General features: G+C 61.6%; 24 protein-coding genes. 5 read left to right on the forward strand and 19 right to left on the reverse strand.

Annotated features, from left to right (window positions below):
- From FS777_RS16450 to FS777_RS16475, 4 genes are all read right to left on the reverse strand, one after another.
- Window positions 1–527, reverse strand: a 527-nt coding sequence (locus tag FS777_RS16450; protein ID WP_145256461.1) for a hypothetical protein, incomplete at its 3' end; no start/stop codon positions are given.
- A gap of 501 nt (window positions 528–1,028) precedes the next feature.
- A complete protein-coding gene (gene cysN / locus FS777_RS16460) occupies window positions 1,029–2,930 on the reverse strand; it encodes a sulfate adenylyltransferase subunit CysN (RefSeq protein WP_027914462.1) in 1,902 nt (633 codons plus the stop codon).
- Between the two features lie 177 nt (window positions 2,931–3,107).
- Window positions 3,108–4,025, reverse strand: coding sequence for a sulfate adenylyltransferase subunit CysD (gene cysD / locus FS777_RS16465; protein WP_058604935.1), 918 nt, complete (start codon window positions 4,023–4,025; stop codon window positions 3,108–3,110).
- A gap of 193 nt (window positions 4,026–4,218) precedes the next feature.
- The gene (locus FS777_RS16475) at window positions 4,219–4,977 is read right to left on the reverse strand and encodes a Nif3-like dinuclear metal center hexameric protein (RefSeq protein WP_145256467.1); all 759 of its coding nucleotides are present in this window, start codon (window positions 4,975–4,977) and stop codon (window positions 4,219–4,221) included.
- Window positions 4,978–5,146: 169 nt separating this feature from the next.
- Here FS777_RS16475 and algW point away from each other — a divergent pair, with 169 nt between their 5' ends.
- The gene (algW, locus tag FS777_RS16480; protein WP_023534328.1) at window positions 5,147–6,307 is read left to right on the forward strand and encodes a Do family serine endopeptidase AlgW; all 1,161 of its coding nucleotides are present in this window, start codon (window positions 5,147–5,149) and stop codon (window positions 6,305–6,307) included.
- A 71-nt stretch (window positions 6,308–6,378) separates the two neighbouring features.
- On the opposite strand, the gene FS777_RS16485 is transcribed toward algW, so the two are convergent.
- From FS777_RS16485 to FS777_RS16500, 4 genes are all read right to left on the reverse strand, one after another.
- Window positions 6,379–7,143 carry an amino acid ABC transporter ATP-binding protein gene (locus FS777_RS16485; protein WP_058637173.1) on the reverse strand — a complete coding sequence of 255 codons (765 nt, stop codon included), beginning with the start codon at window positions 7,141–7,143 and terminating at the stop codon, window positions 6,379–6,381.
- 10 nt (window positions 7,144–7,153) lie between these two features.
- Window positions 7,154–8,251 (reverse strand): amino acid ABC transporter permease, encoded by a 1,098-nt coding sequence (locus tag FS777_RS16490; RefSeq protein ID WP_058604933.1) that lies wholly within the window; start codon window positions 8,249–8,251, stop codon window positions 7,154–7,156.
- A gap of 10 nt (window positions 8,252–8,261) precedes the next feature.
- A complete protein-coding gene (locus FS777_RS16495; protein ID WP_058637174.1) occupies window positions 8,262–9,440 on the reverse strand; it encodes an amino acid ABC transporter permease in 1,179 nt (392 codons plus the stop codon).
- A gap of 66 nt (window positions 9,441–9,506) precedes the next feature.
- The gene (locus FS777_RS16500; protein WP_145256471.1) at window positions 9,507–10,535 is read right to left on the reverse strand and encodes an amino acid ABC transporter substrate-binding protein; all 1,029 of its coding nucleotides are present in this window, start codon (window positions 10,533–10,535) and stop codon (window positions 9,507–9,509) included.
- A gap of 331 nt (window positions 10,536–10,866) precedes the next feature.
- Between FS777_RS16500 and FS777_RS16505 the strand changes: the two genes are divergently transcribed.
- Complete coding sequence (locus tag FS777_RS16505; protein ID WP_058637175.1) at window positions 10,867–11,523, forward strand: alpha/beta hydrolase; 657 nt, start codon at window positions 10,867–10,869, stop codon at window positions 11,521–11,523.
- A gap of 100 nt (window positions 11,524–11,623) precedes the next feature.
- Window positions 11,624–13,072, forward strand: a complete 1,449-nt coding sequence (rhlB, locus tag FS777_RS16510; protein ID WP_058637232.1) for an ATP-dependent RNA helicase RhlB — start codon at window positions 11,624–11,626, stop codon at window positions 13,070–13,072.
- 131 nt (window positions 13,073–13,203) lie between these two features.
- Here rhlB and moaE read toward each other — a convergent pair whose 3' ends face one another.
- The 5 genes from moaE to FS777_RS16535 all read right to left on the reverse strand — a co-directional run bounded on the left by moaE (window position 13,204) and on the right by FS777_RS16535 (window position 17,294).
- Window positions 13,204–13,653 carry a molybdopterin synthase catalytic subunit MoaE gene (moaE, locus tag FS777_RS16515; protein WP_145256473.1) on the reverse strand — a complete coding sequence of 150 codons (450 nt, stop codon included), beginning with the start codon at window positions 13,651–13,653 and terminating at the stop codon, window positions 13,204–13,206.
- Between the two features lie 2 nt (window positions 13,654–13,655).
- Complete coding sequence (locus FS777_RS16520; protein ID WP_058637177.1) at window positions 13,656–13,901, reverse strand: MoaD/ThiS family protein; 246 nt, start codon at window positions 13,899–13,901, stop codon at window positions 13,656–13,658.
- Window positions 13,901–14,371: a cyclic pyranopterin monophosphate synthase MoaC gene (moaC, locus tag FS777_RS16525; RefSeq protein WP_023534451.1), complete on the reverse strand. Its 471-nt coding sequence runs from the start codon at window positions 14,369–14,371 to the stop codon at window positions 13,901–13,903. The genes FS777_RS16520 and moaC overlap by 1 nt, the downstream gene beginning before the upstream one ends.
- Before the next feature lie 121 nt (window positions 14,372–14,492).
- Window positions 14,493–15,887, reverse strand: a complete 1,395-nt coding sequence (locus tag FS777_RS16530) for a PhoH family protein (protein WP_023534350.1) — start codon at window positions 15,885–15,887, stop codon at window positions 14,493–14,495.
- Window positions 15,888–16,166: 279 nt separating this feature from the next.
- Window positions 16,167–17,294: a polysaccharide deacetylase family protein gene (locus FS777_RS16535; protein WP_078478029.1), complete on the reverse strand. Its 1,128-nt coding sequence runs from the start codon at window positions 17,292–17,294 to the stop codon at window positions 16,167–16,169.
- Between the two features lie 135 nt (window positions 17,295–17,429).
- Between FS777_RS16535 and yaaA the strand changes: the two genes are divergently transcribed.
- The gene (gene yaaA, locus FS777_RS16540; RefSeq protein ID WP_058637179.1) at window positions 17,430–18,209 is read left to right on the forward strand and encodes a peroxide stress protein YaaA; all 780 of its coding nucleotides are present in this window, start codon (window positions 17,430–17,432) and stop codon (window positions 18,207–18,209) included.
- Window positions 18,210–18,230: 21 nt separating this feature from the next.
- Here yaaA and FS777_RS16545 read toward each other — a convergent pair whose 3' ends face one another.
- From FS777_RS16545 to FS777_RS16570, 6 genes are all read right to left on the reverse strand, one after another.
- Entirely contained in the window at window positions 18,231–19,367 is a 1,137-nt protein-coding gene (locus FS777_RS16545; RefSeq protein ID WP_145256476.1) for an efflux RND transporter periplasmic adaptor subunit, read from the reverse strand.
- 69 nt (window positions 19,368–19,436) lie between these two features.
- Complete coding sequence (locus FS777_RS16550) at window positions 19,437–20,858, reverse strand: TolC family protein (protein WP_145256479.1); 1,422 nt, start codon at window positions 20,856–20,858, stop codon at window positions 19,437–19,439.
- 69 nt (window positions 20,859–20,927) lie between these two features.
- Complete coding sequence (locus FS777_RS16555) at window positions 20,928–22,016, reverse strand: ABC transporter permease (protein ID WP_145256483.1); 1,089 nt, start codon at window positions 22,014–22,016, stop codon at window positions 20,928–20,930.
- Entirely contained in the window at window positions 22,009–22,674 is a 666-nt protein-coding gene (locus tag FS777_RS16560) for an ABC transporter ATP-binding protein (protein ID WP_145256486.1), read from the reverse strand. The genes FS777_RS16555 and FS777_RS16560 overlap by 8 nt, the downstream gene beginning before the upstream one ends.
- Window positions 22,675–22,692: 18 nt before the next feature.
- Window positions 22,693–23,454 (reverse strand): hypothetical protein, encoded by a 762-nt coding sequence (locus FS777_RS16565; protein ID WP_145256490.1) that lies wholly within the window; start codon window positions 23,452–23,454, stop codon window positions 22,693–22,695.
- Window positions 23,455–23,543: 89 nt separating this feature from the next.
- Complete coding sequence (locus FS777_RS16570) at window positions 23,544–23,969, reverse strand: hypothetical protein (protein WP_230375062.1); 426 nt, start codon at window positions 23,967–23,969, stop codon at window positions 23,544–23,546.
- Window positions 23,970–24,336: 367 nt separating this feature from the next.
- Between FS777_RS16570 and FS777_RS16575 the strand changes: the two genes are divergently transcribed.
- Window positions 24,337–24,801 (forward strand): hypothetical protein, encoded by a 465-nt coding sequence (locus FS777_RS16575; RefSeq protein WP_058604910.1) that lies wholly within the window; start codon window positions 24,337–24,339, stop codon window positions 24,799–24,801.
- The last annotated feature ends 22 nt before the right edge of the window (window positions 24,802–24,823 follow it).

The following is a 24,823-nucleotide window of genomic DNA, read 5'->3' on the forward strand; positions in this document are numbered from 1 at the left end:
GGCAGGATGCTGCTGCGCTGAAGCAGCGTGAACAGGTCTACACGGTGGCTCAGCGTGGGAATCCAGAGCGCTGGGCTAGAGGAATCCGCAGCTGGAAGCTGCCTGACCATGTGTATCTGAATCGTGAGCGAGACGCCCAGCAGCAAGTCGGTTAGGCAAGACACGACAACTACCTTGACACATACCGCCTCCAACATAAATAACCAAAAATCAACCTCATGTTCAGCCCCATCACACTCCATGACCCTTCGCATCATCTCAACCAGCTCATCGGTAGTAACGTCGGGAACCGGTTTGATATAGGGTTCGTATAGGACTTTACGGACCCAAGTGTCATGATCTTGGCCACCGTAGATGCCTTGAAAATCCAGGAAATCAAAGGAAGTTGAAGCTAGCTGATTAAACTCGAGAACCATGTGTTCCGTCAGGTCGCGTTCCCCGCAGTCTATTTCCTCAGAAAGACTAGTAAGCTTCAAAACTAGTTTCTCATCAAGTTTGGGTGGCATTAATTCACTACGCAAAGCCATACAGCCCCTCCACTGCTGGAATTTATAACGGCGCTTTTTGTGTCTAAAAGCACACTCATATTTTCAATGAGCAATTGAAGCTTACCTGACGGAGTAAGTTTTAACTTGTAGGATCCGTCTGAATACATCATGAGCGCCTGCTCCCTAATAGAAGATATATGCCACGGCGAACACCCTTAACCGACACCGGCGACGAAAGAGAAGGATGCTCCGAACAAGGCATGGCGCGGCTCTTGGAGTGGAGAGCGTCAGAGGAGCTTGCAGGATTCAGAATTAAAAATCGCTAGCCTTCCGGGTATGGATACAGCTCTGAGGCTTAGGGAAGACTCTTTGCACGCGGCGGTGAATGGCACCAGTTTTGCCAGTGTTCGCGGCTATAGCTCCTGGTTGCGCAACCTTTCAGATTCTCAGCAAGACAGTTGCTCTTACGGAACCCGCAAAAGCAACGGATTACGCGTATACAAAAAACCCGCCGAAGCGGGTTTTTTTGCAAGCCAGCGATTAGATCGCCCCACGCTGCCTCAACACATCCAGCACGAGCTTGACCCCTTCTTCCACGCTGGTGGCCTGGGTATCGATCACCAGATCGGCATCCAGTGGCACATCGAACGGGAAGCTCTCACCTGGAATGTTATCGCCTTCGGCCGCATACAGGCCCTGCGGATCGCGTTCGCGGCAGACCAGTGGCGAGGCTTGAACGTAGACGGTCACCAGGCGGTCCTTGCCGATCAGGGCCTTGGCCTGTTCGCGGCCTTCGGCATCTGGGGCCACGAAGGCGGCCAGGGTCAGCAAGCCGGCTTCGTTGAACTGGCGCGCCACATGGGCGGCGCGGCGCCAGTTCTCGGTACGGCCAGCGCGATCCTGTGGCAGGCCCTTGTTCAGGTCATGGCGCAGGTTCTGCCCGTCGAGTACATAAACGGCACGGCCCATGTCGAACAGTTTGCGCTCCACAGCGTAGGCCAGGGTGCTCTTGCCAGCGCCGGACAGGCCGCTGAACAGTACGGTCGCCGGCTGCTGGCCAAAGCGCAGGGCACGCTCTTCGGTCGAGACATGCGCCGACTTGCCATGCTGCCCGGCACTGCCATGGGGCAGTACAGGCTGGGCGATGATCATGCCGGCGCCCACGGTGCCGTTGGTCAGGCGGTCGATGACGATGAACGCACCGGTGGTGCGGTTGCTCTCGTAGCCGTCCAGCGCAATGGCGCTGTCCAGGGATACCTTGACGCGACCGATCTCGTTCAGCTGCAAGGCGCTGGCAGCGCCTTTTTCCAAGGTATTGACGTCCACCTTGTGGGTGATGCTGGCAATCGAACCCGGCACGTAGCTGGTCGCACGCTTGATGTCGTACTTCTTGCCCGGCAGCATCGGCTCTTCGGCCATCCACACCAGCATGGCTTCGAACTGGTCGGTCACAGGCGGCACATTGTCGGCATGCACCAGCAGGTCACCACGGGAGATGTCGATCTCGTCTTCCATGGTCAGGGTCACGGCCTGACCCGGGCCTGCGCTTTCCAGCTCGCCTTCGTAGGTGACGATGGACTTCACCCGGCTGCTCTTGCCCGACGGCAGCACGACGACTTCATCGCCCTTGTGCACCACGCCGCTGGCCAGGGTGCCTGCAAAACCACGGAAGTTCAGGTTGGGGCGGTTGACGTACTGCACCGGGAAACGCAGGTCGGTGAAGTTGCGGTCGGCCGCCACTTCCACGGTTTCCAGGATTTCCATCAATGTCGGGCCGGTGTACCACGGCGACTGCTCGCTGTGGTTGACCACGTTGTCACCCTTGAGCGCGGACATCGGCACGAAGTGCAGGCTGCTCGGCGTCAGGTTGATGGCTTCGGCGAAGGCCAGGTAGTCGGCCTTGATCGACTCGAAGACGCCTTCATCGAAGCCCTTGAGGTCCATCTTGTTGACGGCGACCACGATGTGCTTGATGCCCAGCAACGAGGCGATGTAGCTGTGGCGGCGGGTCTGGGTCTGCACACCGTAGCGGGCATCGACCAGGATGATGGCCAGGTCGCAGGTGGATGCGCCGGTCGCCATGTTACGTGTGTACTGCTCGTGGCCCGGGGTGTCGGCAATGATGAACTTGCGCTTGGCCGTGGAGAAGTAACGGTAGGCCACGTCGATGGTGATGCCCTGCTCACGCTCGGCCTGCAGGCCATCGACCAGCAGCGCCAGGTCCACTTCCTCGCCTGTGGTGCCGGACTTCTTCGAATCACGGGTGATGGCTTCGAGGTGATCCTCGTAGATCATCTTCGAGTCATGCAGCAGGCGCCCGATCAAGGTGCTCTTGCCGTCATCCACGTTGCCGCAGGTCAGGAAACGCAGCAGTTCTTTGCGCTCGTGCTGAGCCAGATAAGCGAGGATGTCTTCGCTGATCAAATCGGATTGGTGACTCATCTCATTCAAGCTCCAAGCTGTCAGCTTCAAGCGGCAAGCTTGTCGGCGTACAACTAGTTAGAAATTAGGTTGATCAACCCACTTGGCATTCTGGAGCGCTCGCGGGCCATGCAGGCGGCAATCCACAAGGTTCGAACGCTGCGCGCTCGATTGCTCTTGCAGCTTGCCGCTTGAAGCTTAGAAATAGCCCTGGCGTTTCTTGTCTTCCATGGACCCGGCGCCGTCGTGGTCGATGACCCGGCCCTGGCGCTCGGAGGTGCGGGTCAGGAGCATTTCCTGAATGATGTCGGTGAGCGTCTCGGCTTCGGACTCCACGGCGCCCGTCAACGGGTAGCAGCCCAGGGTACGGAAACGCACCTTCTTCTTGACGATGCGGGCTTTTTCTTCCTCGGACAGGTGCTCGAGGATGCGCGCGTCGTCGATCATGATCAGGGTGCCATTCTTCTCGATGACTTCGCGCTCGGCGGCGAAGTACAGCGGCACGATCGGGATGCCTTCGAGGTAGATGTACTGCCAGATGTCCAGCTCGGTCCAGTTCGACAGAGGGAACACACGAATGGACTCGCCTTTGTTAACCTTGCCGTTGTACACGTTCCACAGCTCAGGGCGCTGGTTCTTCGGATCCCAGCGGTGCTTGCTGTCACGGAAGGAGTACACGCGCTCCTTGGCACGCGACTTTTCTTCGTCGCGGCGCGCGCCACCGAAAGCGGCATCGAAACCATGCTTGTCCAGCGCCTGCTTGAGGCCCTGGGTCTTCATGATGTCGGTATGCTTGGAGCTGCCATGGGTGAACGGGTTGATGCCCTGGGCCACACCCTCGGGGTTGACGTGGGTGATCAGGTCGAGCCCCATTTCCTCGACCATCTTGTCGCGGAAGCGGTACATCTCCTGGAATTTCCACTGGGTGTCGACGTGCATCACCGGGAACGGCAGCTTGCCCGGGAAGAAAGCCTTGCGCGCCAAGTGCAGCATCACGGCGGAATCCTTGCCGATCGAGTACAGCATGACCGGGTTGTCGAACTCGGCGGCCACCTCGCGGATGATATGGATGCTTTCCGCCTCCAGCTGTTTCAAGTGCGTCAGTTTGTCGACCATGGCTACTCACGAAAAACGATCTTATGGACGGCCAGCGGGCCGTGTTCGAGCGAGCCACTCTATCACAGCAGATGCTTCTATTTAGGCGCCTGGATAGATCGAAAGCGTCTAACCATATGACTGAGGGTTTGGGCTGCGGGTCGGCGCTCAAGCCTGCCAACCCATTGCCACGCGGCCTGCGCCGACAGGTCGGTCAGATCGGATTGGGGCAGTCGATGAACAGGTGCTCCACGGCAAAACGCCGTGCCAGGTAATCGCCCAATGCCTGCACGCCGTAGCGCTCGGTCGCATGGTGCCCTGCGGCGATGAAGCTCACGCCGTTTTCGCGGGCGCTGTGGTAGGTCTGTTCCGACGCTTCGCCGGTCAGGTACAAGTCCACCCCGGCCGCGATCGCCGTGTCGATGTACCCCTGCCCGCCGCCGGTGCACCATCCCACACGACGAACGACTCTGTCTTCCTCGACCAGCAACGGCTCACGCCCCAGCACATCCTGCACACGGCGGGCGAAATCGCGGGCAATCATGGGTTGGGCCAGCGACCCGACCAGCCCGACCACCTTCGGGTTGTCTGGGTCGAGCGGGCCCTCTACGGTGATCTGAAGCTGTTGCGCCAGCTGCACGTTGTTGCCCACTTCCGGATGGACGTCGAGCGGCAGGTGAAAGGCCAGCAGGCTGATGTCGTTGTTGAGCAGGGTTTTCAGGCGTCGCTGGCGAATGCCGGTGATGCAGGGGTTTTCCCCCTTCCAGAAATAACCATGGTGCACCAGCACGAGATCGGCTTGAGCCTCAACGGCTGCATCGAGCAAGGCCTGGCTGGCGGTCACGCCAGTGACGATGCGCCCGACCTGCGGCCGGCCTTCGACCTGCAAGCCGTTGGGGCAATAGTCTTGGATCCTGCTGCTGCCCAGGTAGCGCTCGGCTTCTTCGACCAATGTACTCAGCGCGACGGCCATGGGAAATCTCCTCGAAAAAACTGCGTGCCTGCCAGGCGCAAGGCCTGGAGAAGGTCCGTATAATGCCGGCCATTATGGGCCGTCGTCGGCACTGGGGGAACCGGTGTATGATCGCGCGCCCACGCTCCACTGCGCGGCCCCAGGCCGCGGCTCTTTCCAGGATTCGTTCATGTTCAAGGCTCTGCGTTACTTTGGCTGGCCCCTGCTCACCGGCGTGCTCATCGCCGCCCTGATCATCCAACGCTTTCCGGAGTGGGTCGGCTTGCCCAGTCAGGATGTCAACCTGCAACAGGCGCCCCAGTCCACGCAGGTGGTGCAGGGCCCGGTCTCCTATGCCGACGCCGTTACCCTGGCTGCACCTGCGGTAGCCAACCTGTACACCACCAAGGTGGTGAACAAGAGCTCGCACCCGCTGTTCGAAGACCCGCAGTTCCGCCGGTTCTTCGGCGACAACCTGCCCAAGCAACGCCGCTGGGAGTCCAGCCTGGGCTCGGCGGTGATCATGAGCCCCGAGGGCTATCTGCTGACCAACAACCATGTGACCAGCGGCGCCGACCAGATCGTCGTGGCGCTCAAGGATGGCCGGGAAACCTTGGCCAGGGTGATCGGCAGCGACCCGGAGACGGACCTGGCGGTGCTCAAGATCGACCTGAAGAAACTGCCGGCCATCACCATCGGGCGCTCCGATACCATTCGCATCGGCGACGTGTCCCTTGCGATCGGCAACCCGTTCGGGGTCGGCCAGACCGTGACCATGGGTATCATCAGCGCCACCGGCCGTAACCAGCTGGGCCTGAACAACTACGAAGATTTCATCCAGACCGACGCGGCGATCAACCCGGGCAATTCGGGCGGCGCCCTGGTGGATGCCAACGGCAACCTGATCGGCATCAACACTGCCATCTTCTCCAAGTCAGGTGGCTCGCAAGGCATCGGCTTCGCCATTCCAGTGAAGCTGGCCCTTGAGGTGATGAAGTCGATCGTCGAGCACGGCCAGGTCATCCGGGGCTGGCTGGGTATCGAAGTTCAGCCGCTAAGCGCAGAGCTTGCCGAGTCGTTTGGCATGAAGGACCGGCCAGGCATCGTGGTGGCGGGCATTTTCCGCGAAGGCCCGGCAGCCAAGGCCGGTCTGCAGTTGGGGGATGTGATCCTGAGCATCAACGGCGAGCCGGCGGGCGATGGCCGCCGGTCGATGAACCAGGTGGCGCGCATCAAGCCCAACGAAAAGATCACCATCGAGGTAATGCGCAACGGTCAGCAGCTCAAGCTGATCGCTGAGGTGGGTCTGCGGCCACCGCCAGCGCCGGTGGCCAAGCAGGAAGAAAAGTAACGCAAGTGCCCAGCACGTGGGCGCTTGGGTTGGCCTGCGGCGCCACGCAGGCCAATCGCCCTTCTACTGCCTCAATGCAGAATCTGGCTAAGGAACAAGCGCGTGCGGTCGCTCTGTGGCCGGTCGAAGAAATCGTCCGGTGACGCCTGCTCGACGATCTCGCCCTTGTCCATGAAGATCACCCGATTCGCCACAGTGCGGGCAAAGCCCATTTCGTGGGTCACGCAGAGCATGGTCATGCCATCTTCGGCCAGGCCAACCATGGTATCGAGCACTTCCTTGACCATTTCCGGATCCAGCGCCGAGGTCGGCTCATCGAACAGCATGATCTTGGGCTTCATGCACAACGCCCGGGCGATGGCCACGCGCTGCTGCTGACCACCGGACAACTGCCCTGGGTACTTGTGCGCCTGCTCCGGGATACGCACTCGCTCCAGGTAGTGCATGGCGATTTCCTCGGCCTTGCGCTTGGGCATCTTGCGCACCCACATGGGCGCCAAAGTGCAGTTTTCCAGGATGCTCAGGTGCGGAAACAGGTTGAAGTGCTGGAACACCATGCCCACTTCGCGGCGGATGGCCTCGATCTGCTTGAGGTCGTTGGTCAGCTCCACACCGTCAACCACAATTCGCCCTTGCTGGTGTTCTTCCAGGCGGTTCAGGCAGCGGATGGTGGTGGACTTGCCCGAGCCCGAGGGCCCGCACAGCACGATGCGCTCGCCCTGGCGAACATTGAGGTTGATGTCCTTGAGCACATGGAACTGGCCATACCACTTGTTCACGCCCTGCATCTGGATGATGCCTTCGGGGCCGGCAGGCTGCTTGATCGCTTCACTCATTTCGAAACTCCTAACGCTTGTGGCCAGTGTCCAGCTTGCGCTCCAGGTGCATGGAGTAGCGGGACATACCGAAACAGAAAATCCAGAAAACCAAGGCGGCGAACACATAGCCTTCGGTGGCCATGCCCAGCCAGGCCGGGTCGGCGGCAGCTTGCTTGACGCTGTTGAGCAGGTCGAACAGGCCGATGATGATCACAAGGCTGGTGTCCTTGAACAGGGCGATGAAGGTGTTGACGATGCCAGGGATAACCAGCTTGAGCGCCTGGGGCAGGATCACCAGCCCCATCGAGCGCCAGTAGCCCAGCCCCATGGCGGCGGCGGCTTCGTACTGCCCCTTGGGGATGGCTTGCAGGCCCCCACGTACCACTTCGGCGATGTACGCCGACTGGAACAGGATCACCCCGATCATGGCCCGTAGCAGCTTGTCGAAGCTCATGCCCTCGGGCAGAAACAGCGGCAGCATCACCGACGACATGAACAACACCGTGATCAGTGGCACGCCTCGCCAGAACTCGATGAAGGTTACGCACACCACTTTCACCGCCGGCATGCGCGAGCGCCGCCCCAGTGCCAGTACGATCCCCAGGGGCAAGGCCCCGACGATGCCCACGGTGGCGATCACCAGCGTCAGCATCAGGCCACCCCACTGGCTGGTCGGTACCGTCTCCAGGCCGAACAGTCCGCCGTGCAGCAGGGTGTAGGCCACCAACGGGTACAGCACCAGGAACCCCAGGCCGTAGACCGCCTTGCGCGGGAAGCTGCGGATGAACAGCGGCGCTGCGCCCAGCACCGCCAGCCATACCGTCAGGTCCACCCGCCAGCGCATCTCGGATGGGTAGTAGCCATACATGAACTGGCCGAAACGCTGCTGGATGAACACCCAGCAGGCGCCTTCCTTGGTGCAGTCGGCACGGGTGGTGCCCACCCAATTCGCGTCGATCAACGCCCACTGCAGCAGCGGCGGCACGATCAGCCAGACCAGGTAGATGGCGAACAGGGTAAGCAGGGTGTTGAGCCAGCTGGAGAACAGGTTGGCACGCATCCAGGCGAGCACACCGACGGTCTTGACCGGAGGCGGCATGTCAGGTTTGAAAACATGAGCATTCACAGGCGTGTCCTCACCGTTCGATCAGCGCGATGCGCTTGTTGTACCAATTCATCAACAGCGAAATGCTGATGCTGATGGCCAGGTAGACGCTCATGGTGATGGCGATCACTTCGATGGCCTGGCCGGTCTGGTTGAGCACGGTGCCGGCGAACAACGAAACCATTTCCGGGTAGCCGATGCCTGCGGCCAGCGAGGAGTTCTTCGCCAGGTTCAGGTACTGGCTGGTGAGCGGTGGAATGATCACGCGCAGCGCCTGCGGGATGATTACCTTGCGCAAGGTTGGCCCTTCGCGCAGCCCTAGCGAACGCGCAGCCTCGGTCTGGCCGTGGCTGACCGAACGGATGCCCGAGCGCACGATTTCAGCGATGAACGCCGCCGTGTAGATCGTCAAGGCCAGGGTCAACGCCAGCAGTTCAGGGATCAGTACCCAGCCGCCGACAAAGTTGAAGCCCTTGAGTTGCGGCACCTCCCACTGCACGGGGCTGCCGAACAACAGCACACAGGCACTTGGGATGGCGATCATCAGCGCCAGCCCTACCCAGAACTTGTGAAACGGCTGGCCGGTTTCTTCGAAGCGCCGGTTGGCTCGGCGCACCATCAGCACGGTCGCCAGCACAGCTATCAGCAGGGCAGCCACGAAGGGCCAGAAGCCTTCTGCCATGGAGGCCCCAGGCATGTTCAGGCCGCGGTTGCTGATGAAGAACGCGTCGTCGATGTTGATGCTGCCCCGCGGCCCTGGCAGGGTCAGGAACACGGCGAAGTACCAGAACAGGATCTGCAACAGCGGCGGGATGTTGCGGAAGGTTTCCACATACACGGTAGCCAGCTTGTTGATCATCCAGTTCGGCGACAGCCTGGCGACACCGATGATGAAGCCCAGCAGGGTGGCCAGCACCACGCCGATGAGGGTCACCAGCAAGGTGTTAAGCAGCCCGATGACGAACACCCGCGCGTAGCTGTCCGACTCCACGTAGGGAATCAGGTGCTGGGCGATGCCGAAGCCGGCACTGCGGTCAAGAAAGTCAAACCCCGAGGTGATGCCCCGGTGCTGCAGGTTGGTTTGCGTGTTGTGAAACAGGTACCAGCCCAGACCGACCACGAAGACGATGGTCAGTAGCTGGAACAGCCACGCGCGCACACGTGGATCGCTCAGGGATAAACCCTTTCGTGCGCCAATTGGATTTTGCATGAAATGCCCCGAAGAAAAGGGTAGCGGACCGCCTGCGGCGGCGGGATGCCGCCGCAGGTGCAACCATCAGCGCACAGGGGGTGCGTACTGGATGCCGCCGTTGTTCCACAAGGCATTCATGCCACGGTCGATCTTCAGGTCGGTGCTCTGGCCAAGGTTCTTCTCGAACACTTCGCCGTAGTTGCCCACTTGCTTGACGATCTGCACTACCCAGTCTTTGGGCAGCTTGAGGTCATTGCCGTACTCGCCGTCGCCACCGAGCAGACGCGCCACGTCCGGGTTCTTGGTGCCCTTGGCCTCGGCCTCGACGTTCTTGGAGGTGATGCCGGCTTCTTCGGCATTGAGCATGGCGAACAGGGTCCACTTGACGATGCTGAACCACTCCTCGTCACCCTTGCGCACGACCGGCCCCAACGGTTCCTTGGAAATGGTTTCCGGCAGTACCACGTAGTCAGCTGGGGCAGCCAGCTTGGAACGCTGGGCGAACAGTTGAGATTTGTCCGACGTCAGCACATCGCAACGGCCAGACTCCAGGGACTTGGCGCTTTCATCCGAGGTGTCGAAGGTGATGGGAGTGTATTTCAGGCCGTTGGCGCGGAAGAAGTCCGATACGTTCAGTTCGGTCGTGGTGCCGGCCTGGATGCAGATGGTCGCGCCATCGAGCTCCTTGGCACTGGATACGCCAAGCTTCTTGTTGACCAGGAAACCTACGCCGTCGTAATAGGTGACCCCGGTGAACATCAGGCCCATGCCGGCATCGCGCGAACTGGTCCAGGTGGTGTTGCGCGACAGCACGTCGACTTCGCCCGATTGCAGCGCGGTGAAGCGTTCCTTGGCGTTGAGCTGGCTGAACTTGACCTTGGTCGCGTCCCCGAACACGGCTGCCGCCACGGCGCGGCAGACATCGGCGTCGATCCCGACGATCTTGCCTTGTGCATCCGGAACCGAGAAGCCAGGAAGACCGTCACTCACGCCACACTGGACGAAGCCCTTCTTCTTAACCGCATCGAGCGTCGCCCCGGCCTGGGCCGTACTCACAGCGCCCAGGGCAGCGGCAGCGGTCAGGACTGCCAGGGTGGTTTTCAACATCTTCATTCACAACCTCCAAATCGCTCTTGTTGTATCGAGCCGGAATTGCACCGCACCCTTTTGAGGCGCATCCGACCCGTATTGGCTTGTTATTGGGTCACTTGGCGCAATGGGCTGTTCTGTGACAGCCTTCGCGTGCAAAGGGTGTTACCGTCTCGGCCTGTCCTTTGCATCACAGATGGAAGTGCAAACCGCGTACCAGATTGCGTGGCTTGAGCGTTTAAGCACGAGTCAAGTAGGGAAAGTTGCATCGTTGCGACATTCTTTTTCCGACTCGCCGGGCGCGCGCCTTCTTTTCAAGCACGACCTCTTCCACACGCACGTTTTCGGAGCAGCCATGACCGACCCACTCATTCTCGAACCTCAAAAAGCCGCAGATGCCTGTGTGATCTGGTTGCACGGCCTGGGCGCGGACCGTTACGACTTCCTACCGGTGGCCGAATTCATGCAGCAGCATCTGCTCACGACCCGGTTCGTCATGCCCCAGGCGCCGACCCGGTCGGTGACCATCAACGGCGGCTACGCCATGCCCAGTTGGTACGACATCAAGGCCATGACGCCGGCCAGGGCCATCGACGAGGCCGAGCTCGATGCCTCGGCCGAGCAGGTCATCGCCTTGATCAAGGCCGAGCAGGCCAAGGGCATCAGCCTGTCGCGCATCTTCCTGGCCGGGTTCTCCCAAGGGGGCGCCGTGGTGCTGCACACGGCCTATATAAAGTGGCAGGAAGCCCTGGGTGGCGTGCTGGCCCTCTCCACCTATGCCCCCACCTTCGCTGACGAGCACACGCTGAGCGCGTGCCAGCAACGCACCCCGGCCCTGTGCCTGCATGGCGTGCACGACCCGGTGGTGATCCCATCGATGGGACGTACGGCCTTCGAGTACCTGAACACCTGGGGCGTCGCTGCCCGCTGGCACGAGTACCCAATGGAACATGAAGTGGTCGTCGAAGAGCTGAACGACATCCTCCAATGGCTGACCACGCAACTTCAGTAAGCCGCGCGCACGAGTCGTTCAAGGCCATTGCACTACGCCGAGCAGGGATCTTGCATTACACTGCCCGGCGTACATTCCTTAACCAATTGACGAGATGACCGTGCTCAAGGCACTCAAGAAAATATTCGGCAAGGGAGACATTGCCCCCCAGGCCACTGCGCCCGCTGCCAGCATTGCCCCGGCGCCAGCGGCCCCCCAGGCCCATGCGCCATCGGCCCCTGCCGTTGCGCGCAGCCAGCCTGCCGCCCAGGTTGTACAACCTGCCGCTACCAAGCCTGCCAGCGACAAACCGCGTCGAGAGCGCAAGCCAAAACCCAAGCCCCAGGCCAGCCTGTGGAAACCGGAGGACTTCGTGGTCGAGCCCCAGGAGGGCAAGACGCGTTTCCACGATTTCAAACTTTCCAACGAGCTAATGCACGCCATTCACGACCTGGGTTTCCCCTACTGCACGCCGATCCAGGCGCAAGTGCTGGGCTTCACGCTGCGCGGCCAGGATGCGATCGGCAGGGCCCAGACCGGTACGGGCAAGACTGCCGCGTTCCTGATCTCGATCATTTCCCAGCTGCAACAGACGCCCCCGCCCAAGGAACGCTACATGGGCGAGCCACGCGCACTGATCATCGCCCCCACCCGCGAACTGGTGGTGCAGATCGCCAAGGACGCGGTCGCCTTGACCAAATACACCGGCCTGAACGTGATGAGCTTCGTCGGCGGCATGGACTTCGACAAGCAGCTCAAGGCTCTGGAAGCACGGCACTGCGACATCCTGGTGGCTACGCCCGGCCGCCTGCTGGATTTTAACCAGCGTGGCGAGGTGCACCTGGACATGGTCGAGGTGATGGTGCTGGACGAAGCCGACCGCATGCTGGACATGGGCTTCATCCCGCAGGTGCGCCAGATCATTCGCCAGACGCCGCCCAAGAGCGAGCGCCAGACGCTGCTGTTTTCGGCCACTTTTACCGATGACGTGATGAACCTGGCCAAGCAGTGGACGACCAATCCCGCCATCGTCGAGATCGAGCCCGAGAACGTGGCCAGCGAAACGGTCGAGCAGCACGTTTATGCGGTGGCTGGCAGCGACAAGTACAAGCTGCTGTACAACCTGGTGACCCAGAACAAGTGGGAACGGGTGATGGTGTTCGCCAACCGCAAGGACGAAGTACGCCGTATCGAGGAAAAACTGGTACGCGATGGCGTCAATGCCGCGCAGTTGTCCGGCGATGTACCTCAGCACAAGCGTATCCGTACCCTCGAGAACTTCCGTGAGGGGCGCATCACGGTGCTGGTGGCGACCGATGTGGCTGGACGCGGGATCCATATCGACGGCATCAGCCATGTCATCAATTTCACCCTGCCGGAAGACCCTGACGACTACGTGCACCGGATCGGCCGTACCGGCCGGGCAGGCACCAGTGGCGTATCGATCAGCTTTGCTGGCGAAGATGATTCGTACCAGTTGCCTGCGATCGAGACGCTGCTGGGGCGCAAGATCAAGTGCGAGATGCCGCCTGAGGAGTTGCTCAAGCCGGTGCCGCGCAAGCACGCCTGATCGGGTTGGGTCGGTCAGGTCGATCTGCCCATGCTCCTGGCCGCCGGACCGGCCTCGATGGGCCGCGCAGCGGCCCTGGGCATCACAGCTCCCCGGGCGTTCGTGCAGAGCCCAAGGTCAATCGCTCCCCCCTATCCCCATCGCCCTGCCGCGTCCTGATCGCTCTGACGTCCTTCCACCCATCGTTCCCCTTGCCCGGTCGTTTCCTTCTTCCAGAACGGTGCCCGGGTCTTCAGGTAATCCATGATGAAGTTGCAAGCCTCGAACGAGGCCTGCCGATGGGCACTGGCCACGCCGACGAACACGATCGGCTCGCCGGGCGCCAAATGCCCCACGCGGTGCAGCACCTCGACCTTCAACAACGGCCAGCGCTGCTGTGCCTCGGCCACGATCTTGGCCAGGGCCTTTTCGGTCATGCCGGGATAATGCTCGAGCACCATGCCCGCCACCTCCTGGCCGTCGTTGAAGTCCCGCACGTAGCCGATGAAACTGACCACTGCCCCGACACCTACGTTGGCCGCATGCAAGGCGTTGGTCTCAACGCCCGGATCGAAAGCGCGTTCCTGTACCCGAACGGCCATGCTCAACCTCCAGTCACAGGCGGAAAGAAGGCCACTTCGTCGCCGTCTTGCACAGGCTCATCCAGCCTGCACAATTCCTCGTTGCGCGCGCACATCAGGTTTTGCTCGGCCAGCACCTGGTAAGGCTCGCCTCTACCCACCAACGCCAGGCGCACATCGTCCACTACTCTGAACGTCCCTTCGAGCGACTCGCTGCCGCGCTCCAGCCGCTCCCGGTAGCGAGCGAAATACATCACCTTGATCTTCATCAGCCTTGCACCTTGTACGGGCCGCTTTTGCCGCCCAGCTTCTCCAGCAGGCGCACTTGCTCGATGACCATGCCCTTGTCCACGGCCTTGCACATGTCATAGAGGGTCAACGCGGCTACGCTGGCCGCCGTCAGCGCTTCCATCTCCACACCGGTCTGCCCGGCCAGCTTGCACCGGGCGACGATACGCACTGCATCACTGCCCTCGGCGCTGAGCTCGACCTTGACACTGGTCAGCATCAGCGGATGACACAACGGAATCAGGTCGCTGGTCTTCTTCGCCGCCTGGATGCCGGCGATGCGCGCCACGGCGAAGACATCACCCTTGGGGTGCTCACCGTCAACGATCATCTGCAGGGTGTGCGGCAACATGCGCACGCGCGCTTCGGCCGTGGCCTCGCGCTCGGTCACGGCTTTTTCAGTGACGTCGACCATGTTGGCCCGCCCTTGGGAATCAAGATGTGTCAGCACTGCTCTGCTCCTGTGAAGGGAGCTGAGAGTGTAAACCGGTGGGTCAGGTTTGAGCAGGGGCCAGGCCGACGCATTGCGGCCCGAAGCCGCCGGGCGGTGAACCGCCCGGCGTGCGGGGCTACTACATGTGTGACTCGGCGAACTCGGCCAACACCGACCGAGGCACCCCTTGCAGGGTGATGTGCACGCCATGGGGGAAGTCCTTGAAGCGTTCGGTCAGGTAGGTCAGGCCCGAACTGGTCGCGGACAGGTACGGTGTATCGATCTGCGCCAGGTTACCCAGGCACACCACCTTCGATCCCGCGCCAGCACGGGTGATGATGGTTTTCATCTGGTGCGGCGTGAGGTTCTGGCACTCATCGATGAGGATCAGGCTCTGCTGGAAGCTGCGACCACGGATGTAGTTGAGCGATTTGAACTGCAGCGGCACACGTTCGAGGATGTACTCGACACTGCCGTGGGTGCTTTCATCGTCCATGTGCAAGGCTTCGAGGTTATCGGTAATGGCGCCCAGCCAGGGCTCCATCTTCTCGGCCTCTGTTCCCGGCAGAAAACCGATCTCCTGGTCGAGCCCCTGCACGCTTCGGGTGGCGATGATGCGCCGGTAACGCTTGCTGACCATGGTCTGCTCGATGGCCGCCGCCAGTGCCAGGATGGTCTTGCCCGACCCCGCCGCCCCGGTCAGGTTGACCAGGTGGATATCCGGATCGAGCAGCGCCAACAGCGCCAGGCTCTGATGAATGTCACGCGGTTTCAGGCCCCAGGCTTCCTGATGCAGCAGCGGCTCCTGGTGCAGGTCGAGCAGCAGCAGTTCGCCCTCGCGCGTGCCCTTGATCCAGCCGACGAACCCTTGCTCATCGATGATGAACTCGTTCACGTGCACCGCAGGCAGCGGCTCGGCCAGTTGCACCCGGTGCCAGGTACGGCCACGTTCCTGACGCGTGTCGACCTTGCTGACCCGGTCCCAGAACGAGCCGGTGACCGAATGATAGCCCTTGGACAACAGCGACACGTCGTCGACCAGCTGGTCGGTGCTGTAGTCCTCGGCGGCGATGCCGCAGGCGCGCGCCTTCAGGCGCATGTTGATGTCCTTGGTGACCAGCACCACGTCCAGGTCGGTGCGCCGTGCCCTGACTTCGAGCAGCTGATTGATGATGATGTTGTCGTTGAGGGTTTCGGGCAACAGCTTGTTCGGCTCGTTGCGCGGAGTCATCAGGATGGACAGATACCCTTTTGGCCCACTCTTGCCACGCTGGATGGGTACCCCCTGCTCCACCACGCTAGGCGAGGCATCACCCAGCGTCTGGTCGATCAGGCGGATGGCCTGGCGGCATTCGGCAGCGATGCTTTGCTTACCGGCCTTGAGCTTGTCGAGTTCCTCCAGCACCGTCATGGGAATGGCGACGTGGTGCTCCTCGAAGTTGAGTAATGCGTTGGGGTCGTGAATCAGGACGTTGGTATCGAGCACATAGAGGATTGGCTTGCTGGAGGAAGGGGTGCGTCCTTGGTCATCCATACTCGGTCACCTTATGTCGAAGCGGCACGGCGTGGTCTGTTACGCCGCGGGGTGACTGCCGTTCTTCCCGTATCCGCGTTGTTACGGGCGGGAAGCGATCTGGCCAGGTGGACCGATGTGACGCCACCTGTGCTGCAGGAATCGGCTGTCTGGTTTCTTCATACCGCAAAAGCCATGACCGGAAAAAGCATTTTCATGCGATTGCCAACTTTATTTTTCCGATTGACGAACAGGCCTTGGCGCCAACGCCAAGCAGGTCTACAGTCAGAAGTCAGGTTGCTACTCGCCCTGTCCATATTCGCGACAATCCTGCCAACCAATGCCGCTTTGCGCGGTGTGCTCAAGCAGCCATTGCACCGCAGGCCTGGCCTTGGGCAAGGCGTCGTGAAACTGGATCACGCCTTTGCGCCACAGCAGCATCAAGGTCAACACACGCTCGGCTGAGGCCTGCGCACTCAAGCCCGAGTCGTCCTGCGCATCGATATCCCACAGCGAGACCTGCAACTGCTGACGCTGCATGAACGCCTGGCCGTCGGCCCGCCGCTGGCCATACGGTGGGCGAAACAGCGGCACATACTGCTCGGGCAGGTCTGCCCGCACCCGTGCCTGGCTGCGGCTGATCGAGGCCTGCCAATCCGTCCACTGCGCATGGGACCGGTATTCCCACCCCTGAATGCCTACGCACTGGCCAGCATACAAGCGCCGCAGGGCCGCCAGCGACTCGCCGTCGCGACGTTGCTGCAAACGGCTGCCGAGCACGAAGAACGTCCCATCGAGTTTCTGCTTGCGCAAGTAGGCAGTCAGCTCGTCGGTGGTGCCTGCCGCCGCGCCCGGCCCACCGGCAAAGGTGAGCAGAAACAGCCGGTCATTGAGTTCATCGCCGTTGCGCTCGGCTGCAGACAGCCGCTGTACTTCGCTGCTGGTCTGGGGCAACAACGCCGCCTTGCGCAGTTGCTCGTTCAGGTACTGCTCATGAAATTGCCGGCTGGGCTCGATCCAGCCGGTGTAGAACTCACCCACATCGGTGGCGAAGGTCGCAGCTTGCAAGCGCAGTTCGGCCATCGACGTCACCGCATAGCAAAAGGACGCATCTTGCTCGCAACTGCGTTGCGCCTGTTGATAACCCTGCCAAAGACGCTGCCACAGCCGCGCCCGCACCTGCCTGATCTTCTGCAAGTTGACCTGCCGCAGGCCCAATCGGGCTGCCAGGGCGTTCTCGTCGAGCAGCTCGTTCTCGTGCAGTACCCGGGCGAACGAGAGGATTTCGGCCCGCGACGCCACATCGAACAGCGCAGGGTTGTCCAGTTGCTCGGGCCACAGGCCACGGTCCAGGCTGGCCGGCGTGGAAGGGGCGGCTTGCACGGCCAGGCTCAACAGGCCAGTCAGCAGGGCTGAAACGACGCGCACGGTCAGGGCTCCGTTCAAGGAAAACAGGCACTATAGCCGCTGCATCGGCCATGGGCGTTGACTATTGTCGCCATAGTTTGGACTTGCCTCGTCCAACCCTTAGAATCCCGCTCTTTGATGCCAGGAGCAGATCCGATGCTGACGGTGATTTCCCCCGCCAAGACCCTCGACTACGACACCCCACCGGTGACCGAGCGCTTCACCCTGCCCCGCCACCTCGACCATTCCCAGGAACTGATCGAGCAGCTGCGAGAAATGAGCCCGGCGCAGATCAGCGAACTGATGCACCTGTCCGACAAGCTCGCGGGCCTGAACGCCGCGCGTTTCGGCAGCTGGACACCCACGTTCACGCCAGAGAACGCCAAGCAGGCCCTGCTGGCCTTCAAAGGTGACGTCTACACCGGCCTGGACGCCCAGACCTTGGGTGAGGACGACCTCAGCTACGCCCAGGATCACCTGCGCATGCTCTCCGGCCTCTACGGCCTGCTGCGCCCGCTGGACCTGATGCAGCCCTACCGCCTGGAAATGGGCACCAAGCTGGCCAACGCCCGCGGCAAGGACCTTTACGCGTTCTGGGGCACGCGTATCAGCGAGTGGCTCAACGAGGCCCTGGCCGAACAGGGCGATGATCTGCTGCTGAACCTGGCCAGCAACGAATATTTCAGCGCGGTCAAGCGCAGCGCCCTGAAGGCCCGGGTGATCAATGTGGACTTCAAGGACCTGAAAAACGGCCAGCACAAGATCATCAGCTTCTACGCCAAGAAGGCGCGCGGCATGATGAGCCGCTTTGTCATCGAAGAGCGCATCAGTGACCCAACGCAGCTCAAGCAGTTCGACGTGCAGGGGTATTACTACAGCGCCGAGCAGTCGAAGGTCGATCACCTGGTGTTCTTGCGCGATCAGCCCGAAGCATAGGGCGCCGAGCGCGGCGGGGCATCAGGGTAACCTGACGTACCCTGCCCCCAGCCCTGACACCTCGACCCCCTGCGGCCCTATGCCGTCCACGCTGACGGTCACCTCGCTCGGCGCTTGGCCAGGGTCCTCACGAAACCACACAACGTGCTCACCTGCGCTGCTGCGCTGCAGCGCCTCTGGCGGGATGACAAACGCCTGGGCCTTGCTCGAGATACGTATGTCCACCTGCGCGCTCATGCCCAGGCGCAAGCTAGAGCGGGCTGGCTCGGCAGGCAGCTCGAGTTCGGCCACCACCTCATACCAGGCCCCTGCGCCATCCAGCGTCTTGGGTTGCTGAGCGATGGGGCCTAGTTTGCCTTCAAGGTGCTGCCCGGCCACGCTGACTCGCACCTGCTGCCCTTGCTGTACGTTAGGCAAGTCCTGCTCCTCGACTGTTGCCAGCACCTGCAATCGGTCCAGGCCGATGAGCTCGAGCACTGGCACGCCGCGCGCGACGTGTTGGCCAGCCTGCAAGGGCACGACCTGATTGACGCCTGCGGTCTTGGCAGGGACGACAACGCCGCTCAAAGGCGCATTGACGGTGCGTTGTCCATGCAGCGCGAGCAGCGCATGGTACTGAGCTTCGGCGTTCAGCAGTTCCATACGGGCAATCTGAAGGGCGTCGCCTTGACCTTGTGCAAGGGTCTGCTCCAACGCCTGCTCGGCCTCAAGCACCGCCTGCGCATGCATGTCGACCAGCTGGATCAGGCTACGAACTTCCATACCCGCGACGATACCGCGCTCGAAAAGGCGCCGGTTTTCCTCCAGGTCCAGCTGACTTGTGGACAGCGCATTGCGGGTGCTGCTCAGGTTCCGTTTCGCCCTGGCCACCTCGGGACCGGTGGTCCAGTGCTCCAGTACGTCCGCGTAGCGGCGGGCTTTCAACCAGGCTGCCTGAGCCATGCGCAATTCGATGTCGAGCTGTTCGGTATCGAGGGTGAACAGTGGATCACCCGCGCCTACCTGCTGCCCGGGCTGTGCCAAAACCGCTGCCACCCGTCCCTCGAAGGGCGCATTCACCGTCACCTGACGCGCAGCCTGGAGGCGACCGACCAAGCCCAGTCGTTGCTCGAGCGTTTGCGGCTCGATGCGCACCCATCGCGCCGTCTCAGGCTGCACTGAGCGGCCCCCTGATACCACGCGCCGAATCCGACGCTCAGCACTAGCAGCAGCAGACCGTTGCGCCAGTTAGTCATGGAGTACAACCCCCCAGCGCTCGAGGGTCGTGCCCAGCAGTTGGTCAAGGCTTGTCTGACCATTGAGATAGGCGATAGCCTCATCCAGACGCGCATGCTGAGCATAGCGAAGGTCACTTTCAAAGCTCAGGACCTCGAAGTTGCTTGAGCGGCCGAGCGACAGTTTTTCCTGCTCGATCGCAAGCTTGCACCGGGATAACGCCAGCGCCCGGCCGGCGATCTGCAACTGCCGCCATCGCCCCTGAATATCCTTCACGGCGTTGAAGATTTCGCGTTGCAGCTGTTGGTCTGTTTCGGCCTGCCCCAGGGCATGTTCTTGCAGCGCAACCTGCGTGCGCACCTGAGCTTGTCGTACCTGAAGGTCACCGATGGGGATCGCCAGCTCCAGCCCGACGTAATGCCGCCAGCTGGCCTGCAGGCCGGGCCTTTCGTGGGCCTGCGCGGCGCCGGCAACCAGCGACAGGTCCCAGCGCTGCTGGTCCTTGGCCAACAGCAGATCCACGGCAAGCTGCTCGCCTGTGAGCTGCTGCATGAGGTAGGCCGGTTGCAGAGCCTTGGCCCGGGCGAGCGCACGGGTAGTGTCAAGGTGGACCTGGCGTGGCTCGATCTCATCCACGGCCAGCAGTGGCGTGCTCAAGTCAATGGCCAAGGTCTGGGCCAGTGCCAGGCGACTTTCTTCCAGTTGCCGGTGACTGTTCTCCCGGGCCAACTCCTGGTTGGCCACTTCCGCTTGCGTCTGAACAATGTCGAACGCTGCCATGCGGCCGGTTTCGATGAGCGCCCGGTTCACGTCGACCAAACGCCGGGCACGCTGCAAGGCCTGGTCGGCGATCTTTTGCTGCTCCTGGGCACGGAGCAAGGCTCGATAAAGCAGGATGACCTGACTGATGGTCTGCCCCACGGTTTCGCGCAAGGCCAATCGGTTGAGCTGCTCCGACAGTTGCGCCTGACGCAAGGGGGCGGTGGCGACGTCCACGCCAGCGCCGCGCAGCAAGGGCTGGACCACGGTCAGGTTCGCTCCGTCCCGTTGGCGGGGCCGTTGGCCCTCAATCTCGATGTGGTCATAAGACCAGTCAAGGTCCAGGCGTGTACCGAAGGGGGTCAGCAGGCTGGCGGCAGGCACGAGCTGCACATCGCGCTGGCGGTCGTTCTGATCGCGGTGACGCAGGTAGCGCGCCTTGAGCAACTGCGGGGCGTATCGGTCGCGCGCCACGCGCAGGTCGAACCTGTCCGCCACACGCTTGAGGTGGGCGCTTCGAATGGCACGGTTTTCACGCAATGCCAAGGCCACGGCTTCATCGAGTTGAAGCGGCACTGGATCGGTCCGGGCCAGGGCCAACGCGCTGACCGCATCTGCCCGGGCTGCGATGGGAATGGACAACACCCAGGCCAGCGCCAGCCAACTAGTCTTCACGCAGCGCCTCCACCGGCTGCAACCTTGCTGCCGCAACCGCTGGGTATACCCCGCAGGCAACCCCTACGGTCACTGAACTGACCATGCCAAGCGGCACCGCGGCCAGGGCCAGCCCAGTAGGCCACCCGGACAGCAGGGCAAAAACCAGGCGGCCAGTACGCCGATCAAGGCCCCGCCAACCGCCCCTGTGCCTGACAGCAACATGGCTTCGAGCAGAAATGACCAGCCGATATCCTGTGCCCGCGCGCCCAATGCAAGGCGAATACCGATTTCTCGGCGTCGTTCGGCCACCGTCATGAGCATGATGTTCATCACCCCGATGCCGCCCAGCAACAAGGCGATGCCGGCAAACCCGGCCAACAGCCACGTGAGCATTTGCGATTGAGCGGTCATGCCCGCCAACAGTTGACTGGGCAACCTGACGAGCACCTGGTGGCGCGGCAACTGCATCTGCAGGTAAGCGGACAGGTGATCGGCTGCCAACGCCAGGGACTGCACGTCGCGCCCCAGTGCCAGCACCAGGCTCACCTCCGGCGTCGGCGTCAATCGGCGCATGCCTGCCAATGGCATCCACACGGCCTGGTCGAGCATGACCGGCAACAGCGGGTTGTCACCGGTCGAGACCAACAAGCCAACGACGTCATACACGTAACCGCCTATCTGCAACCGATCGCCCGTCTTGGCGTCCAGCTGCCTGGCCAGGATGCTGCCCAGCACCACGTGGGGTGCCTTGTCGTCATGCGCCGACAGCAAGCGACCTTCGTCCACGTCCAGCTTCAACAACCTGGCAAGGCCAGCGCCGCTGCCGATTATCATCGCCTCCTGCTGCAGGCCAGCACGGCGAATGCTGGCCGCAGCCACGCTGATCGCGACGGCCGCCCGTACGGACGCCGACATGGCGGTCAGATCAGGTTCGGCTTTCGAGCCTGCTGTGCCCTCGCGCTGCAGTTCAGCGACCATCAGCTCACTGCCAAGGTCCTCGTACAGCTGCCGCGCATGCTGCGCCGCGCTATGCCCCATGTTCAGCAACGCCACTACCGATGCGCAGCCCACGCCGATACCCAACCAGGCCAGCCAGGCACGACGCCCCATCAACCGCACGTTCTCCAGTGCCTCGCTCAGACGTTGCTGCCAGCCAGGGCCGTAGGGCTCATGCATCGCTCAGCCTGCCTTGATCGACGCGTACCCGTCGCTGCAGTCTGCGTGCCACCTTGGAATCATGGGTGACCACCAGCAATGTAGTGCCCCTCTCCCGGTTGAGCGTTAGCAATAGGTGCAGAACCTGCTCACCGGTCTGGGCGTCAAGGCTCCCGGTGGGCTCATCGGCCACCAGCAGGTTCGGCTCGGTGACCAACGCACGCGCGATCGCCACACGTTGGCGCTGACCGCCGGACATCTCGGCGGGCCTCTTGCCAGCCTGACTGGCAAGGCCAACGGCACGCAATTGCACCTCGGCGAGCTGGCGGGCAACGGGCAAGCGCAGCCCTCGATACGACAGCGGCAACGCCACGTTGTCCAGGGCGCATAACCGCGGCAGCAGGTTGAAACTCTGGAAGACGAAGCCAATCAGGCGGTTACGCATCACGGCGCGCTGGTCGGCGCTGGCCCCTGTCATGTCGGTACCACCGATCCATACCTGGCCTGCGCAAGGGCGGTCCAGCAGCCCAATGAGGTTCAGCAACGTGCTCTTGCCCGAACCGGACGGGCCGATGACAGCGCACGTCTGCCCGCTGGGGATCAGCAGGTCGATGCCGTGAAGCACCGGCACGTCACCCTGAAAACGGCTGACATTGCACAGCTGTACGGCGGGCATCATGCGGGCTTGCCTGGTTCGTCAGGGCCTTCGAGCGGGCGGGTGATCTTTTTTTGCCTGTTCTTCAAGCTTGCGGGCGGTTTTCAGGAGGGTGTCGATCAGAGAATCGGGGTCATCGCTGCGAGGGGGGTCGGTTTTGCCTATCATCAGGGTCATGTTGACTTCGTAATTGCCGAAACCTGCTTCCAGAATGGGCGGCAGCGACTTGTAAGTTGCAATAATTTCCCTGATCGCCTCATCTTGATACCCCGTCTGCTGATATTCAGCGTTTGCTTTATCCACCATCGCCCGGGACCATACTTCATAGCGCTTGCCTAACTCTCTGCTTGCGGCGAGGCGCTCGTTGTGGGTGAAATCGCCGCCTTCGTCGTAACCAATCAAAGCGAGCTGTTCAATTGTCAGTTTCTGGAAAGGATTACTCCCCTTTCCGTTCAGAAAATCCGTGGCTTGCCTTGCCCTTGCCAATAACTCGGGATCATCCGTGTCTGGGACATGTGCGTCGTGAAGGGGCTTGGTAAGCCTATATGCACTTCCGCCTAGCTCCATCTGTATCTTGGATGCCAAAGCAGCCAGCTCTTGCCGACTAAGCTGACTGTCGCGCGCAGCCGCCCGCTGAGCGGCACTTGCAAGTTGTTTGGACAACGTAGAAAGATCAAGGGAGGCTTGGCGAGTTGCACCTGAGGGTACCGCGCCCTCTTGATTCGGGACTGCTGAATGGGTATGGACGCGCGTAGAAGCGAGCGCACGGATTGGAGCAACAGAAAACTCACTAACTTTTGACATGACCAATCACTCACTATTTTGAAGTTCCACGGGCAGCCCAAATGCCCGCAGTGCTTGTGACGCCAAGCACTGCAGGCATTTTTAGCCGCTTACTTCATGGTGAATTCAGCCTTCCAGGCATAATTCGCGCTGAATCCAGAGTTCACAGCCGTGCACGTGGCCCCACCGGAGGGGGTCGCGGTCTTGTTCCATTTAGGCTGTTTAATGCCACCGGACATCATCATCACGAACGTAGTGCTGAAGGCACAGGTTTTACCCCCTGCCGCATACCTCAACATAGCGCCGTTGGTATCGGGGCTTACCAATCGTTGCACGCTAAAGGTAATCGACGAGCCGGGCTGTACCTCCTGAAGTGGTGTGGGCCTGGCAATCTGATACGTACTGGTCTCGTTCGCATTGGTCAGCTGGAGCTTCACCGGCTCGGTTCCGAGATTTCTGAACGTCACTTCAACGGGCGGCCCCGCAAGGGCTGGGGCCGCTGCCAGCATGACTGCGGTGGCAGAGAGGATTCGCATGCAGTTCTTCATCGTTTCAAGCCTCGTCTCTTCCATGTGTTTTGGGATCAGAAGCCTGCGTGGGCCGGCCACGCATTGACTGCGACGATCCTTCGTTCACAGCCGCCAATCACGACGTCTGGCCATGTTGGCGGCCCGGCGCTGAAAAACCTTAAAAACTGAAGGGTCTTCAAACGTTACGGGATGTGCTGAGAAATCGTGGAGCCCAGGCGCGAAGGACCGTTTATTGACGTCAAGCAATAAACAGCGGCAAAAATTTTTTAGATCGCCATCTTAATCCACAGCCGGCCACCCCCCTCGTTTTGAGCGTTCACCCATTTCACGCTACGATGCTTCAACCCTCGCGCAACCAAGGTCTGCAAGGCTCATGATCATCGGCGCTCTCCTTATCCTCACCTGGCTGGTGCTGTTGCTGCGCTACCCTGCCAAGGCCTTGCCGATTTCGCTGGCCGCCGTGGGTGGTCTGGGCCTGGTGGCCTTGTTCGTCATCTGGCAGGACACTCGCGAAACCTCGCAACTGGCCCGCTTGGACATGCGCCTTGCCTATGCCCCCACCCAATGCCCCGCCGACCGCCCCTTGCAGGTCACCCTGAAGAACGGCAACAAGGTGCCGCTCACCGAGCTGCGCTGGCGTGTGGCGGCCTATGCGCCAGGCGACACAGTCAACCTGGCAGAAAATACCTACAATGCACCGCGCTACCGTGGGCCTGGCGAATTGCAGCCGGGCGCGCAGTGGTCCGATTGCCTGCCATTGCCTGCGCTGCGCTCGGGCTACCGTGCACAGACGTTGGAATTCAGGGCCGAGCACCTGCAAGGCAGCTTTGCCAACTGACTCCTTGTCGACGCCCAACGGC

Source organism: Pseudomonas sp. DE0157 (assembly GCF_007678615.1).
Lineage (GTDB): Bacteria > Pseudomonadota > Gammaproteobacteria > Pseudomonadales > Pseudomonadaceae > Aquipseudomonas > Aquipseudomonas parafulva_B.